This window comes from Saccharopolyspora sp. NPDC000995, assembly GCF_053599315.1.
The window spans coordinates 1-13,992 of record NZ_JBSFLZ010000010.1 but is presented as its reverse complement, the minus strand read 5'-3'; the positions used below and the strand labels follow the sequence as shown (position 1 = coordinate 13,992).

Sequence of the window (13,992 nt, the reverse complement as noted above, 5' to 3'; positions counted from 1 at the left end):
GATTAGGAGCCGTTCGCGGGCCCGGATCTCCGGCCAACACAGGACAGCCGCGGCCAGCACGACCAACGCGTGGATCAGCACGGCAAGGCACCTCCCCTCGCCTCCAGCAGGGCCGCCAACGCATCCCTACCCGGCCCCCAACCGCTTTCGACTTGCCAGGCCGGGATCACCTCGACCAGGTCGCCGTCCCGGCGCAGCACGCCGATACCAGCAAGATGCCTGCCGCATCGGGCGCTGCGCCGAACGTGCAGCACCACCTGCACGGCCGCGGCCAGCTGGCTGTGCAGGGCGGCGCGCGGCAGTCCGCCGAGCGCTGCGAGTGCCTCCATCCGAGCCGGGACCTCTTGCGGCGAGTTGGCGTGCAGCGTGCCACCGCCCCCGTCGTGCCCGGTGTTCAGCGCGGCAAGCAACTCGCGCACCTCGCCGCCGCGCACCTCGCCGACGATGAGCCGGTCCGGCCGCATGCGCAGCGCCTGTCGGACGAGGTCCCGGACCCGGATCTCCCCCGCGCCTTCGACGTTCGCCGGTCGGGTGAGCAACCGGACCACGTGCGGATGTCGCGGGTAGAGCTCGGCGGCCTCCTCAACGGATGCGTTTTTACTCCGGGAGGACAGGCGTGACCAGCAAAGATGTAACTCTTACGAGGACTGAACCGATGCACGCAGGCGGGACCGTTGCGTACGTGGTGGAGGTTGACGGCGTGGCCGTTGGGTGGGTTGGTGATGGCCGCGAGTGGCGCGGCTGGCGGTACGGCGGACGCCGTTGGTGGGCTTGCTACCGGCTGTCCGTGGACACGGCGGCACAGTGGAGCACCGGACTCGACTACGCGGCACGGAAAGCAGCTGTGTCCGCTCTTCTCGAAAAGGTGGCCGGACAATGAGCCGTGTAGTTGGCCGTGTAAGGCTCAGCCGTCTATCCGAGGAAAGCACCTCGGTAGAGCGGCAGCGGGAAGCAATCACCAAGTGGGCCGAGATGCACGACCATGAAATCGTCGGTTGGGCTACCGATGCTCCGCTATCGGGCTCAGTGTCTCCATTTGATGCACCGGAGTTGGCCCCGTGGCTCAATGAACGACTGAACGAGTGGGATATTTTGGTTGCTTATCGCCTAGACCGAATCGCCAGGCGAGTAATCCCACTGAACAAATTGTTTGGATTAGTCCTGGACACAGGTAAAAGCCTGGTGAGTGTGTCCGAGTCGATCGACCTCGGTAACTGGGTTGGTCGCCTAGTCGCTGGTGTCATTGCTGGCGTTGCAGAGGGCGAGCTTGAGGCAATCCAAGAGCGCACCAAGAACGCATTCGAGCACAACATCACGAGCGGCAAATACCGGGGCGGTAATCCGCCGTTCGGCTATCACCCGGTCAAAATCGAGTCCGCTTGCTGGTCATGCGAACAAGAAGAGATCCCGTGCTCTCATATTGGCCAGTGGCGTTACGAGCCTGATCCGGTTATGGCTCCGCTTGCCCGTAAGATCGTTGCTCGTGTTCTCGACGGCGAGCGAGTCTCTACGATTTGCCGGGAGCTGAACGACGCCGGTACACCGACGCCTATCGATCACTTTCTTATCAGCCAGGACAAAGAGCCGAAAGGCTACACATGGAAAACCGGTAATCTCAGCCGTGAGCTACGCCAGGAAACCCTACTTGGCTACGCGATGCGCTCTGAGCCGTTGACCGACGACAACGGCCAGGCAATCAAGAAGAACGGCCGCACTCAGTACGGCCCCAAGCAGGTAATTTACAAAGAGGGTAAGCCCCTGATTCGGGCTGAGCCAATCATCAGCCCCCGGGACTTTCAGCGGCTCCAAAAGGAGCTGGACGCTAGGAAGACCAACGGCTCAAGCCCTGAGCCGTCTAACTCGCTCATGCTCCGGGTGATCTACTGTGGCGTGTGCGGCCTGCCGATGTATCACTTTAAAGGCCGCACGGCGAAGTATTACCGATGCTCTGGTCAGATTTACAAAAAGCCGTGCGGCAACAAGTCCGCACGGGTAGAGACTGCCGATTCCCTGCTCACTGAGAGCCTGCTCTCTCTGGTCGGACACAAAGAGCACAAGATTCCTGTTTACGACCCTGGCGAAGACGCCACGCAGGAACTAGCCGATATCGATGCCAAACTAGGTTCGCTCGCAGCGTCGGTTACTCGGTTCCCTCCCGGCCCTGCGCTAGACGCATTGCTTACCGAGGTTGACGCACTCACGACCCGCAGGAACGAACTAGCGGCTAAGCCCTACCGGCCCGCCGGATACATTCTCCAGCCGACCGGAAAGCTATTCCGGGACCATTGGAAAGAACTCAACCAGAAAGACCGGAACTCCTTCCTTCGGGATTCCAAGGTCCGAGTTACGCTGACCAACACCGATGGTGTTCCAAACTTCGGACTCGACTTCACCCACCTGGACCGGCTGCTTTCGAAGATCGACCCGGGGCTGTCCGTTGAGGAATTCCTACAGGAAACGAGCGCTGAGTAAGCAGCCAACAGAGCCACACTAGGTATCACCCTGGACTAGAACCACCCCGGACACAAGAAAGCCCCTGAGAATCCACCTCAGGGGCTTCTGTGTATCTCGATTCAGCTCTTGCCTAGTAGTGCGGCAGCTTTCTCCGTGAGCTGGCCACCTGCCTTGCCTGGAATCACTGTCAGAAACTCCCGTTTGCGAGCTGCTTTAAGGTGGGCCTTCACCGTGTCCAGCTTCTTTCCGGTCGCGTCGGCAAGCTTGGCAGTGATCCCCTTCTCGCCCGCACGCACCATGCCGACGTACACGCTCGCCAGGTACGCGAGGTACTGATCGGTCACACCTTCAGAAACCAGCTCGCGCAGCCGTTCGCGGAAGTACTCATCTAGCACCGTTCCCGGTGATTCGCGACGCCACTGGTCAATGGCTTCCTGGAAGTTGATCTGCCGCAGGACTGTCGAGGACAGACCCCCCGCGATCTCCCAGGGGTCCGCGTCATCGCCCGGCTCGATCGACAGGTACACGGGTCCACCCTGGTCGGCATCCTCGGACCACTCCATGAACACCTGCCACGGCCCTATGCGCAGATCAGCAGTCTTTTCACGGCTCATGACCACGATGGTACTCGATGCGTCCACCCTGGTGGACGCACCCGGTTTGACAACCGGGGTATGACCGACGTAGTGTCCCTCTCGTCGGCTACGGGTCCGATCCCCCGGCCGGAAGACAAGGCCTAAGCGACCACGCGAGACCAGAGAACCACCGACAACAGTCGGCAGGCTCAGGCGACAGAAGTGGTGAGCAGACGGCTACCGAATAGCAGGGCACGGCGGGAGACGGCATCGCAATTGCCACTGTGCCCAGGGAGCAACGGAATCCCGAACAAGCACATTCCCCTTGCACGTTGGTCAACACCGCAGCCCGTTAACAGCGGCAATAACCGGTGCCCAGCGTTGTACGCCAGGCGAAAGCCCATCACGCCGGAGCAAGGGAAGCCCAATCAATCAGTCAACGAACCGCAGGGGAGAAAATGGAATTCACTGAACTCGAAATGAACGTTATCAGCCTGATTGAGCTTGCTCCGTATGAAGCGTTGCGGTGTATCGACTTCTATGCATGGAGTTTCGGCGGCGATTATTTCGCCGTGTACGACACCACGAGCCGTGATTACTACGTGGAGAGCCGCAGGGGAAATGTCATCACCACGGGAATCCAAAAATTCGGTGATGCTGTCAGCCTCGCTATGGCTATTGCTGCATCTGAGTGAGTCAGGTCGGGCTGGAGAAATCCGGCCTGCGGCTTGCCCACTCAGGGCAACCAAACAACCGAGGAGAGAACAAATGAAGACCATCGAACAGCTTACGGCAGAATATGCCGAAACCGGGATCATTTTATGTGAACCAAAGCCTTACTTTGTTGAGTGCCAGATCGTCACGGGGGAACCAGAAGGTTGGATCTTCGAAGCCAACGTTAGCGTGCTGATCAAAGAGAGTACGGAACAGTACCGGAGCTATGTTGCTCCATATCTGGACCTGTTTTGCACCACGGTTATCGACTCTGAGACGCGGAAAGACAAAACGATGGCGTTCGGTAGGGCAACGCTGACGCGATACCGGATGCACGAGGAATGCCCCGGGGAACGGGTTGAACACCGCTGTATCAGCAAAATCACTGAGTAAGTCATTCCTGATCAAGTCAAGGCAGCGAACGACAAAGAGAGCGGACCCGGTAGAGAGTAGCTACCGGGTCCGCCCGTTTATTCTAACAGAGAGGACGAGAATTGAGCACCGATATTGATCCGTTCGAGGATCCATATGCCCCACCAGAAATAGTCGTAGGCAAGCCGATCACTGGCAACGGGATAGCTGCCATTCGGCAGTGGGTGACCAAGGTTGAACGCCACTTTGGCGGGCAGGGATTAGCCACGTGTCACTACGCGGCATTGCTGGGCTACTGGGCCAACCTGGGAACATTCCGGGTAGAGATCACTGACCGGAAGCTAGCCGATGCGGCAGACATTCACCGGGACAGGCTCACCGGCCACGCACAACGGCTTGTAGCTGCCGGGTTTCTGGTGAAGTGGCCGAAGAGGGCACGTGAGAAAGGCACACAGTACGTGTTGTCTCTGCCGCAGACAGTGACGCTGTAGATGTCGAAAATGGCAGGGATTTACTGTCCACCCCTCGCAGAATATCCAGGCCATTTTAAACACAAGGTGGCCTGCATATCCCGGCCACCTTTACACTCAAGTGGCCTGTAAATCCCGGCCAATCCCTTATTGTAGCCCTATCGGAGCGGCCAAGGTAGCCATCGGAGATGATAGGTCGGCCCGTGTAGCGGCCGACCGTTGGTTACAGGCCGGTAGTCCCGGCCCTAACTAGTTAATAATCAGAGGCGGGCATTCCCCTTTACCCCTGCCCGCCGATCAGAGTTAAGTAAATGAAGACCAGGCCAGACTTCGGGCTGGCCTGGTTTCTCTATGTCTGAATAGGCCGGGACAATCCGGCCTTGTTAGGAAAATATTATGATTGATAACTTTGAGGTATTCAGCCGGTGGTCTCGTGAGACCCCGGCATGGAATGGTTATGTAGTCGGCACCTGTCCTAGGTGCCTTAGAGCCCACCGGTTTGATAACCCGGTGTCCGGTGGGCCTAACTACCCGGTTCGGGGTTGCGCGGACGCCCGAACCGAAGGTTGTTACCTGGTAGCTCGAAGCGAGCCTATGAGTGAGCTTCGCAGGCCGCTACGGTCGGCCGATGATCCAGCGGACCCTCATACGCCTTGGGTCCGTGTCTCACCTGTGCGAGATCACCCGCCGTTCTGAGGCTCTGGCCCCCGCCCGGGGGGGTGCCCTATCGTCCCTAAAGGCTGTCTACGGCCGTTTCAGGGGCATTTAGAGGGTACTCATCTTGTCGTGTTCTCGACGGCTAGCACGGTTCCTGACCACACTTAAGCCTTGGGGTCAAAGTTACTCCATCCGAGTGAACTATGACACACCTGCGGCCCGTGGCGCAGGTTTGAGCATCAATCGACACCCATATATATATAGGGAGCAGGAAAGAGGAGCGAAGCTCCGATCGACTGCGACCGACACAGACTAGATAAGACCGGCCCGAAGGCCGGTCCTAGTCAGAATATTAAGGTTCAGAGCAGCCGTTAACGGCTGCGATCAGATCAAGGACTGAACTCTGGTAGAGCCCCTGTCGGGGCTTCCGAACGACTTAATTAGGTAGCCCTTCGGGCTGCATAGGATTTACATCTAGCCTCCGGCTCTTTTGGGCCGGGGTTTTTTCATGCCTTCTTATTCCACGTAATCCACTCGGTTAAGGAGTTGAATAGCATGCCGCGCCCGGATGGACCCGGCGACTCTGAGAAGATCCGGAAGGAAATCGCCATGTCTGGTCTCACTGACCGGGACATAGCTCAGCGAATGGGCTGTGTCTCAATCCAGTCGGTTAACGCTTATCGGCACGGACAGCGCAAGCCCGCTGCGGGCCGTCTAGTACGCCTCGCCCGCGCTCTACGTATCGACGTTCACGAACTTATGCGAGAGGGTGACTAACCTGTGGTAAACAATATCCTAGAAGGCATTGGGTACGCGCTTGTTATCGCGTTCCTGTACCTCGTGTGGACGCCACTAGCCCTTTTGGGCGCTGGTGTCCTACTAGTTATTTACGCCAACGTCCGACCTGAAGGCGGTAAAGCATCCGCCGCTATTGGTGCGGCCTTGTCTGCCGCTCGTAGAGCGTGGGAAGAGGAAAAGCGCAGGGTCATTAGATGACGCTCGGTGCGGATGGTCGGTAGGACCTCCGCAGTCACCCAGTCCTGGAACCTCTCGGCTCCCTCAACCTTGCTACGCATGATCAGTCGGTATAGGCCCGGCTCGTTGATGATTGAGACCTCAGCGAAGCCGGACTTGCTCGTAGGGTGTTCCATTTTGAAACCCCCTTTCTGACCAGGCAAAACATAGTCTCGCACTGCCTTGCGGCCGTCTGTGTACCCGAGCACCTGGCAGACGTCTTTAGCCGCGAACCACGGCTCACCCTCGATCGCGAGGACCCGAACCTCTGCCATGCCACGAACACCAACGGAACCACGAACACCAATGCTTGATCGGCTAACGATCACAGCACCAGCGAAATCACTAGGAGCGTAAAATGTGCAAGGTCACGATAAATGAAATCGCCGCGCAGCTTAACACCTCTGCCGGTCCGGAAGACATTATCCGCCAGGTGAAGCACCACACAGATGTAGAGATCGCGGTAACTACCGATTGGGCTGGCCGACCGGCTTTCGATGAGGAGACAGCCACGTTCGTCTACGCCACGCTAACCAAGGCGTCAGACAATCATAGTGCCCGCTGGGATGCCTACCAGAAGTATCTCCAGGAACGAAAGGTTGCTGCCCTCGCAGAGGCGCAGGAAGCTGCCCGCGAGGCTCACGAAGAAATGATGGAGGATGCGCGCCGTCGGCAGGAATCCATTGAGCGGGTTCGCGCAGAAGAGAACGCCCAGAAGGCAGCCGAGGAAGCCGCTGAACGTGCCCGCCGCGCTGGATCTCCACTCGATTTCTACGCCTTCGACCAGGACAACCGATGAACGTTATTAGCGGTATCGCGATCGTCTACAATTCGCCTACCAGGATCGCGACACCTCACGGCGAGTTCGACGAAATGATTTCGCCTGGTGCGGCCAAAGACGTGCTCGCCTCCACGGCCGCTCGTGATATCGCCGCTCTGCAAGATCATAATCCTACTCGTCTGCTTGGCCGTGTCCGCGCTGGCACGCTCAGCCTTGAGGATGGACCCCGTGGACTCCGCGCCCGGATTACCCTTCCCGACGGCCCGACGGGCAAGGACGTATTCGAGGCTGTTCAGCGTGGCGACCTGCGAGGCATGTCGTTCATGTTCACGGTCGGCAAGGATGAATGGCGCGACGGACACGGCGGTAGCCGTACGCCGTTGCGGATCATCACCAAGATTGGCCGATTGTTAGAGGTTTCAGCGGTCACGTTCCCGGCGTACCCGGACACTACGCTCTATGCCGAACGTAGTGAGCGTGATCGTATTCGTCAGCGAATGGACGATATAGAGATGGGTTTCGCGGCTCGATTGATCCGCCCGAGGTTCGGTAAGCGGATCGCACCCCCGGTTAACCTTGGTGGGTATGCGCGTTCCCAGCGCTCAACCATCAGAACTGGGTCATGATCAAGCCCTGACCTACCCCGGCTCATTCACGAGCCGGGGCAAAGGGGAGGGGGGCTTTCAATCTTCAGCCCTTTAGCCTGGTGACCCCGGCCTTTACCCACCCATATATCCCCCCGAGAATCGCACAGGTAGGGGCGTAACGCTGGAAACGTTACGGAAACGGTCTCATCTGCGATTACTCGTGCGTTGAGTCATGTAACGGCCGTAACGCCGTAACGATTTTGCCCCTGGGTTGACTGGTGTAATTGCCGGTCGGCTCAGGGGCCTTTTTGCGTTTCAGGGCCGTGTATCCCAGTCCTGTCCGGGCGACTCTTCGGATTCAAGAGAAAGCCCCTTCCTTTTCGGGAGGGGCTTTCCCGCGTACCGGGTACGCCACGTTTACTACTGGTAGAGATCAGATTTTAAGGTATGTCCCACATCCTTTCTAACGACTAGTCGGCTACGAGACGGCCGGAGGGGCGTCGGGGGGCTAGCGCCCCTACGACCGGATCAGGGGTGCCGAAGGCACTTAGGGCACTCGGTAATCCATTGGCTCGCAGGCCCTTTCAAGATGGGCGAGCCGCATAACGCGAAGAAGAAGACTCGACCGGCTAATTCAACTTTGTAAGGGTCGGGTCCTAGCCGGTGCCTCAGCGGCTGGAAAACACCCGGATACCACGGGCCGACGTGCAAGTCACCGGACACGGAAGAGAACCACATGTTCGCAACTGTGCTCATGAGGGCACTTCCGTTTTCCGAAGTTCCTCGACCAGCCTGACAAGATTGTCAGCAAGCTTGTCCAACTCGTCACGGGATATCTTGCCCTCCGGCAGGAGGAAGGCTACGTGGTCGAGATCCCAAACAGCTTGCCGGAGAACAACCGCGAGGTTAGCTGTCGGGCTCATGGGCTTTCCGATGAACTGAATATTCGAAGCGTCCGTCATAGGTACACCCGCTTACGGAGTTTCCGCATGCGCGCCCATTCCCGGTTCTTCCGGCGCTGGTCTCGCCAACGTCTCAGGAATCGCATGTTGTTCCACCCTTCCGCTCCGGGCTGTCGGCCCGGCTGCGTGCGGTTGAGACTACAACTGAGACTCAAGTTTCGACACTGTTTGAGTTGTGCTGCGTTCGGGTGAAAGTTTGAAGCTCAAACAGTGACTCTGTGTGAAACAATGCCCCTCGTGCAAACTGACGCCATGCACGAAGAAGACCCCGGACCGGTCGTTCAGCGGCTCATACTCGGCGAGCGACTACGAGCGTTGAGGCAGGCTGCCGGTATCAACCTGGACGACGCGAACGCCAAGCTCCGTTGGTATCGCGGCAAGCTGGGAAAGATCGAAAACGGCACGCTCGGAGTCAACGAGCGGGAGTTGTCAACCCTCCTTGCGCACTACGGCGTGTGCGGACCGGAGGCAGCGAAGGTGATGCGTCTCGGTGCAGAGGCACGGAGGCGGGCTGCGCCCGAGCGTGTCAACGATTGGGCAAAGCAGTACATCCCACTTGAACGGGCCGCAACAGAGATCCGCATGGTTTACGCCGAGATTCCGGTTCTGCTACAGACTCGGGAGGTCGCCAAGGCGCAACTATCACGGTCTCCTGTCGTGTTGGCCGCTGATATCGAAGACATGGCGGCGGCTCGTGAGGAACGAGGCAACCGGTTGTACCAAGACGGCGCGCCAGACGTGTGGGTCGTACTTGGTGAAGAGGCGTTACTCCGGCAACTCGGTAGCCGTGACGTGATGGCCGTGCAGCTCGCACGGCTTCGTGAGATGGCCGATCTGCCGACCGTCTCGCTTCGCGTCGTCCCGCTGGACCAGGGTGCTTACGCGGGGTTGAGCTGCCCGTTCACGTTGCTGTGGATCGAGCGGGCAAAGGCCACCATCGCCTACCTGGAAACCTTGACCGGAGCGGACTATTTGAAGACGACCGGCGCGTATAGCCTCGCCTTTGATCAGGCTCAGGGCGGCGCGCTGTCGGAGGCAGACACGCTCGCCCTACTGGATCGCTACATCGCCAACCTGCACTAACGGCGGGATACAGGAGAGAAAGCATGACCAATAACAGCCGCCTCCGGTGGCGCAAATCGAGCTACAGCGGAGGTGCCCAACAGTGCGTTGAGGTGGCACGCGTCGATCACTCGCACGGCGCGTTAAGGGACTCCAAGCTCGGGGACCGCTCGCCGATCCTAGTTGTCGGCATGAACGCCTTCTCCAGCTTCATCAGCAGTATCAAGTCCGGCCGTCTCGACGGCTGAACCCCCTACAACGAAGGCCCCTCGCCAACCCAGCGAGGGGCCTTCCGCTGCGGCAGGTCACAACGGCCCATCGGGTACTTGTGGGATAGAAAACCCTTGTAGGGTAAGGAAATCCTTCCCGACTCGTGACGCGGGTACGCCTGCGTCCGGATGGTGTTAAACTCTGGCTGTCGCATCTTCGACGCACACGATGCGCTCGGACTCGGCGACCTCACCCAGCATCGCCGCCAGCAGCGTCGTCTTGCCGGTGGCGGTACCGCCTACCACCAGGAACGCCAGCCTGGCAGCCACGATCTCGCGCAGCACCGCTGCGGTCGGCCCGTCGAAGGCCCCGGAACTCCGCAGCGCATCGAGGTCGTGCGCGGCAGGGCGCAGCACGCGCAGCGAGATGCAGGTGCCCTCGCCCGCGACCGGCGGCAGCACGGCGTGCAACCGCACCAGCCCGGACGCGCTCTCCTGCGGCAACCAGGCGTCGACCCACGGCTGGGCGTCGTCCAGCCGACGGCCGCTGGCAACGGCGAGCCGCTGTGCGAGGCGGCGCACCGCATCCTCGTCGGCGAAGCGCACCGCCGCCCGCGCAAGCCCGTCGCCCCGGTCCACCCAGACCTTGCTTGGCGCGGTGACGAGCACGTCGGAAACCGCGGGATCGCGCAGCAGCGGCTCCAGCACTCCGGCCCCGCGGAATTCCTGCTGCACCAGGCGAAGCGCGGCTAGGACGTCGGCGTCGGCGACCAGCCCGCCGGACTCCTCCCGCACCGCGGACGCGACGGCTGCCGAGGTCAGCGTGGCACCGCTGCCGACCAGCCGGTTGCGCACCCGCTCCAGCAATTCGCCGTCGATCGTGCCGGCCACAGTGGACTCCGCTGGCGCTGCGCCGGCGATCTGATCGACTTCCAGGACACGGCTCATGGACATGACTGACCCACTTCCGTTCTGGTGGAGCACCGAATAGAGCTGCTTCCCGCACCGGCCGACCGGCTGGTGCGAACGTTCCAAGCCCGCGCTCGAGCTCGGTGCGGTCGCGACGAGACCGTCGCCGCGCCAGCACCGAGGCCGCGGACAACTCCGGAGGCCCGCCGACACCCAGGCCTCGATCAAGAACTCACCAAGCCACAGTGGACATTTCCGCGCCGCTGAGCGCGGCCAGGACTTCCTGCGCGGCTCGCGCAACCGGCCCCCGGCGGATCGCGGCGAAGCCGCCGCGGTCCAGGGTGGCGGGCAGGCTTGCCTGCGGCCGCATGACCGACAGGACGTCCGCGCCCACCGCTCGCGCCACGTCGGCCGTGCGTAATCCGCCCGGTGCCGGACCTCGCACCACCAGCCGGACCGGGCTGGCCGCGTGTTCACGGATGCTCGCCACCGCACGGGCCGCCGCCGCGCAGGCGCGCACTTCGGCAGGGACGACGACCACCGCCAGGTCCGCCTGGCGCAGCCCGGCCACGGCCGCTGCCGGGAGGCTGCGCGGCAGGTCGCATACGACCGTGTCGCCCGCCCGACGGCCTGCGCTTAGCACCGCTCGCACCGCCTCCGGGGTCAACCCGCTCGACGGCCCGTCACGATCGCAGGACAGCACTGTGATCGCACCGGCTCCGATGCGGCGCTTCGGCAACGCCTCGTGCAACGCGCTCGCCGCGAGCCGACCGGCGTTGACGGCCAACCCCGACCAGCGCAGGCCGTCGGCGGCTTCGGCTCCGACGGCGAGGTCCACGCCGCCACCGAGCGGATCGCAGTCGACCAGCAACGATCGTTCGCCGCCGCGCGCCGCGATCATCGCCACCGCGGTGGCCAGCACCGAGGCACCGGCACCTCCGCACCCGCCCAACACCGTGAGCACCCGGCCGCCCTGCGTCGGCACGTCGCCCGCATCGGAGAGCAGCTCGATGAGGGTCGCCTCGTCGGCAGGTAGTTGCAGGACGTGCTCGGCACCGATCTCGAACGCGGCGCGCCAAAGCTCAGAGGTCGGGTCCCGGCACAGCACGGCGACACCCCGTCTTCGCGGTAGACCGTTGGCCGCACCGATCGCGGCCGGGTCGAGCAGCACCAGGGGCGCGGTCCGCCAGCCAGCAGCCGCCGGATCCGGGGCGTGCTCCAGTTCGCCGCCGGTGGCAGCGGCCAGTCGCGAGACCTCTTCTGCCAACGCGGAATCTCGCGTGACGAGCAGCGGACGTGTAGTAGTCATGGCGATGCCTCCGGCAGTCGAATTGTGCGAGTGAGATGAGCGCGGAATTGGTGCGTCGATAACCAAGGTGGCCGGATCTTCGACGACTGCCAACCGGGTTTTCCAAATCTGTGGACAAATCCAGCGCCTGTGGACAACTCGCATCCCCCGGAAGCGCGATACCCACGAAAAATGGAAAGGATTCACATTCGCTTCGGCTGGATTCGCCCGCACGGGCTCCGCCGGAAATGGGACGACCCCCGCCAGGGGGGAGGCGCGGGGGTCGTCAACCAGTTCAGCTCCGGGGGGTCGAGCTGAACCTGTCCGGATAACACCGGACTACCCTCACTCTAGCCCGTAGATCCCCCGCAACACCCCGCGTCCATTAGAGGGAACGTTCTTGCTCTCGGTGTGCACTGAACCGAACTGTAGGCGACATTCGAGTCAAGAATTAGCTCCCATTAGACGAGAGCGACACGCAGCATCACACGCACCGTGAGTTCTTGGCGCACATCCGCGCACCGGCGCGCGGCCGCGGGATTCCCGCCGATGATTCCGGAAATCCCGGTACCGGGACCACGCAACAACTCCCGCAAGGGGACAACTGCGGAACCACTCGGGCAAAGCGCGGACAACGGAGATCGAAGGCCAAAGCAGGAATGGAAAAAGCTCCGGCAATGCGCGCCCGCAGCCCGCTCCTCCCGGCTCGTATGCTGTGCGGCGTGACAGAGCCCGCGAACCAATCGGCCCCCACTGGACGGCGGGTGGCCGCGTTCTTCGACCTGGACAAGACCGTCATCGCCAAGTCGAGCACGCTCGCCTTCAGCCGGCCCTTCTTCCAAGAGGGGCTGATCAACCGGCGGGCCGTGCTGAAGAGCGCCTACGCCCAGTTCGTGTTCATGCTGGCCGGCGCCGACGCCGACCAGATGGACCGGATGCGCGCGCACATCACCTCGCTGTGCACCGGCTGGGACGTCGAGCAGGTCAACGCGATCGTCGAGGAAACCCTGCACGACATCGTCGACCCGCTGGTCTACAAGGAAGCCACCCAGCTCATCGCCGAACACCAGGAGCAGGGACACGACATCGTCGTGCTGTCAGCCTCGGGTGAGGAGGTCGTCGCCCCCATCGCCAAGCTGCTCGGTGCCACGCACTGGTCCGGCACCCGGATGGTCGTGGTTGACGGCCGCTACACCGGCGAAGTCGAGTTCTACTGCTCCGCGGAGAACAAGGCGACCGCCGCCAGGGAACTCGCCGACAAGTACGGCTACGACCTGCCCGAATCCCACGCCTACTCGGACTCGATCACCGACTTGCCGCTGCTGGAGAGCGTCGGGCACCCCACCGTCGTCAACCCCGACCGCGGGCTGCGCAAGGAGGCCGTCCAGCGCGGCTGGCCGTCGTTGTCCTTCGAGCACCCGGTGTCGCTGCGCGCCCGGATCCCAACGCCGTCCCGCGCCGCGGTGACCGCAGCCGGCGTCGGCATGGGCGCGGTGGCAGCGGCCGGAGCCGCATGGTGGGGCTTGCGGGCCTGGCGCCGCCGCCGCTGACGGCGCACCCGGCCGCACGTTTTCGGCTCCACACCGCGGAACCCCGGTGATCACCACCGGCGCGCGACCCCGATGATCACCATCGGCGGGAACCAATACCTACGGCTCACACCCGAACCCTTGCAGTGACGCGCGTCACCGACTACAAAGAGAAGTGCGGACCCTGGTTGGCCAGGGATGTTACGGAGGAGAAGTAGCATCCACCCCGATCAGACTCCGTGCACGAGTCTCGGAGCACCCACGCGTTGCCGCACACAAGGCTGGTCGTTCCACGGGGTTGCGTACCGGGACGCCGGACGCCTAGCCCGAAAGTTACGACACAAGTGCACGCTTGGTAACCCGAGCACTCGCGCGGAAGGCGGCGGCCCGTCGATCTGATCGACGGGCC

General features: G+C 61.9%; 16 protein-coding genes and 1 pseudogene. 11 read left to right on the top strand and 6 right to left on the bottom strand.

Annotated features, from left to right (window positions below; all coding sequences use genetic code 11):
• Positions 1-74: 74 nt before the first annotated feature.
• Positions 75-614: pseudogene (locus ACWDKQ_RS05760) on the bottom strand (ATPase, T2SS/T4P/T4SS family); the annotation flags it as partial.
• 41 nt (positions 615-655) lie between these two features.
• On the opposite strand from ACWDKQ_RS05760, the gene ACWDKQ_RS05755 reads away from it, so the two are divergent.
• Together ACWDKQ_RS05755 and ACWDKQ_RS05750 are read left to right on the top strand one after the other, a co-directional pair.
• Complete coding sequence (locus ACWDKQ_RS05755; protein ID WP_450137591.1) at positions 656-880, top strand: hypothetical protein; 225 nt, start codon at positions 656-658, stop codon at positions 878-880.
• Positions 877-2,472, top strand: a complete 1,596-nt coding sequence (locus tag ACWDKQ_RS05750; RefSeq protein WP_450137590.1) for a recombinase family protein — start codon at positions 877-879, stop codon at positions 2,470-2,472. The genes ACWDKQ_RS05755 and ACWDKQ_RS05750 overlap by 4 nt, the downstream gene beginning before the upstream one ends.
• 101 nt (positions 2,473-2,573) lie before the next feature.
• Here the strand turns inward: ACWDKQ_RS05750 and ACWDKQ_RS05745 are convergent, their stop codons facing one another.
• The gene (locus ACWDKQ_RS05745; protein WP_450137589.1) at positions 2,574-3,074 is read right to left on the bottom strand and encodes a hypothetical protein; all 501 of its coding nucleotides are present in this window, start codon (positions 3,072-3,074) and stop codon (positions 2,574-2,576) included.
• A 413-nt stretch (positions 3,075-3,487) separates the two neighbouring features.
• Here ACWDKQ_RS05745 and ACWDKQ_RS05740 point away from each other — a divergent pair, with 413 nt between their 5' ends.
• From ACWDKQ_RS05740 to ACWDKQ_RS05725, 4 genes are all read left to right on the top strand, one after another.
• Entirely contained in the window at positions 3,488-3,724 is a 237-nt protein-coding gene (locus ACWDKQ_RS05740) for a hypothetical protein (protein ID WP_450137588.1), read from the top strand.
• 73 nt (positions 3,725-3,797) lie between these two features.
• On the top strand, positions 3,798-4,136 hold the full coding sequence (locus tag ACWDKQ_RS05735; RefSeq protein ID WP_450137587.1) for a hypothetical protein: 339 nt from the start codon (positions 3,798-3,800) through the stop codon (positions 4,134-4,136).
• A 101-nt stretch (positions 4,137-4,237) separates the two neighbouring features.
• Positions 4,238-4,606, top strand: a complete 369-nt coding sequence (locus ACWDKQ_RS05730; RefSeq protein ID WP_450137586.1) for a hypothetical protein — start codon at positions 4,238-4,240, stop codon at positions 4,604-4,606.
• A gap of 1,191 nt (positions 4,607-5,797) precedes the next feature.
• Positions 5,798-6,019, top strand: a complete 222-nt coding sequence (locus ACWDKQ_RS05725; protein ID WP_450137585.1) for a helix-turn-helix domain-containing protein — start codon at positions 5,798-5,800, stop codon at positions 6,017-6,019.
• A 110-nt stretch (positions 6,020-6,129) separates the two neighbouring features.
• Here ACWDKQ_RS05725 and ACWDKQ_RS05720 read toward each other — a convergent pair whose 3' ends face one another.
• The gene (locus tag ACWDKQ_RS05720; RefSeq protein WP_450137584.1) at positions 6,130-6,531 is read right to left on the bottom strand and encodes a BRO-N domain-containing protein; all 402 of its coding nucleotides are present in this window, start codon (positions 6,529-6,531) and stop codon (positions 6,130-6,132) included.
• A gap of 83 nt (positions 6,532-6,614) precedes the next feature.
• Here ACWDKQ_RS05720 and ACWDKQ_RS05715 point away from each other — a divergent pair, with 83 nt between their 5' ends.
• Positions 6,615-7,055: a hypothetical protein gene (locus ACWDKQ_RS05715; RefSeq protein WP_450137583.1), complete on the top strand. Its 441-nt coding sequence runs from the start codon at positions 6,615-6,617 to the stop codon at positions 7,053-7,055.
• Complete coding sequence (locus ACWDKQ_RS05710) at positions 7,052-7,663, top strand: HK97 family phage prohead protease (RefSeq protein WP_450137582.1); 612 nt, start codon at positions 7,052-7,054, stop codon at positions 7,661-7,663. Before ACWDKQ_RS05715 ends, ACWDKQ_RS05710 begins: the two co-directional genes overlap by 4 nt.
• Positions 7,664-8,376: 713 nt before the next feature.
• On the opposite strand, the gene ACWDKQ_RS05705 is transcribed toward ACWDKQ_RS05710, so the two are convergent.
• Positions 8,377-8,586 (bottom strand): hypothetical protein, encoded by a 210-nt coding sequence (locus tag ACWDKQ_RS05705; protein ID WP_450137581.1) that lies wholly within the window; start codon positions 8,584-8,586, stop codon positions 8,377-8,379.
• Between the two features lie 237 nt (positions 8,587-8,823).
• Here ACWDKQ_RS05705 and ACWDKQ_RS05700 point away from each other — a divergent pair, with 237 nt between their 5' ends.
• Both ACWDKQ_RS05700 and ACWDKQ_RS05695 read left to right on the top strand, forming a co-directional pair.
• Positions 8,824-9,669, top strand: a complete 846-nt coding sequence (locus tag ACWDKQ_RS05700) for a helix-turn-helix domain-containing protein (RefSeq protein WP_450137580.1) — start codon at positions 8,824-8,826, stop codon at positions 9,667-9,669.
• A 23-nt stretch (positions 9,670-9,692) separates the two neighbouring features.
• Positions 9,693-9,896 carry a DUF397 domain-containing protein gene (locus tag ACWDKQ_RS05695; RefSeq protein WP_450137579.1) on the top strand — a complete coding sequence of 68 codons (204 nt, stop codon included), beginning with the start codon at positions 9,693-9,695 and terminating at the stop codon, positions 9,894-9,896.
• 156 nt (positions 9,897-10,052) lie between these two features.
• Here ACWDKQ_RS05695 and ACWDKQ_RS05690 read toward each other — a convergent pair whose 3' ends face one another.
• Together ACWDKQ_RS05690 and ssd are read right to left on the bottom strand one after the other, a co-directional pair.
• Positions 10,053-10,811 carry an ATPase, T2SS/T4P/T4SS family gene (locus ACWDKQ_RS05690; protein WP_450137578.1) on the bottom strand — a complete coding sequence of 253 codons (759 nt, stop codon included), beginning with the start codon at positions 10,809-10,811 and terminating at the stop codon, positions 10,053-10,055.
• A gap of 187 nt (positions 10,812-10,998) precedes the next feature.
• A complete protein-coding gene (gene ssd, locus ACWDKQ_RS05685) occupies positions 10,999-12,075 on the bottom strand; it encodes a septum site-determining protein Ssd (RefSeq protein WP_450137577.1) in 1,077 nt (358 codons plus the stop codon).
• Positions 12,076-12,764: 689 nt separating this feature from the next.
• Here ssd and ACWDKQ_RS05680 point away from each other — a divergent pair.
• On the top strand, positions 12,765-13,604 hold the full coding sequence (locus ACWDKQ_RS05680; protein ID WP_450137660.1) for an HAD family hydrolase: 840 nt from the start codon (positions 12,765-12,767) through the stop codon (positions 13,602-13,604).
• Positions 13,605-13,992 lie beyond the last annotated feature (388 nt).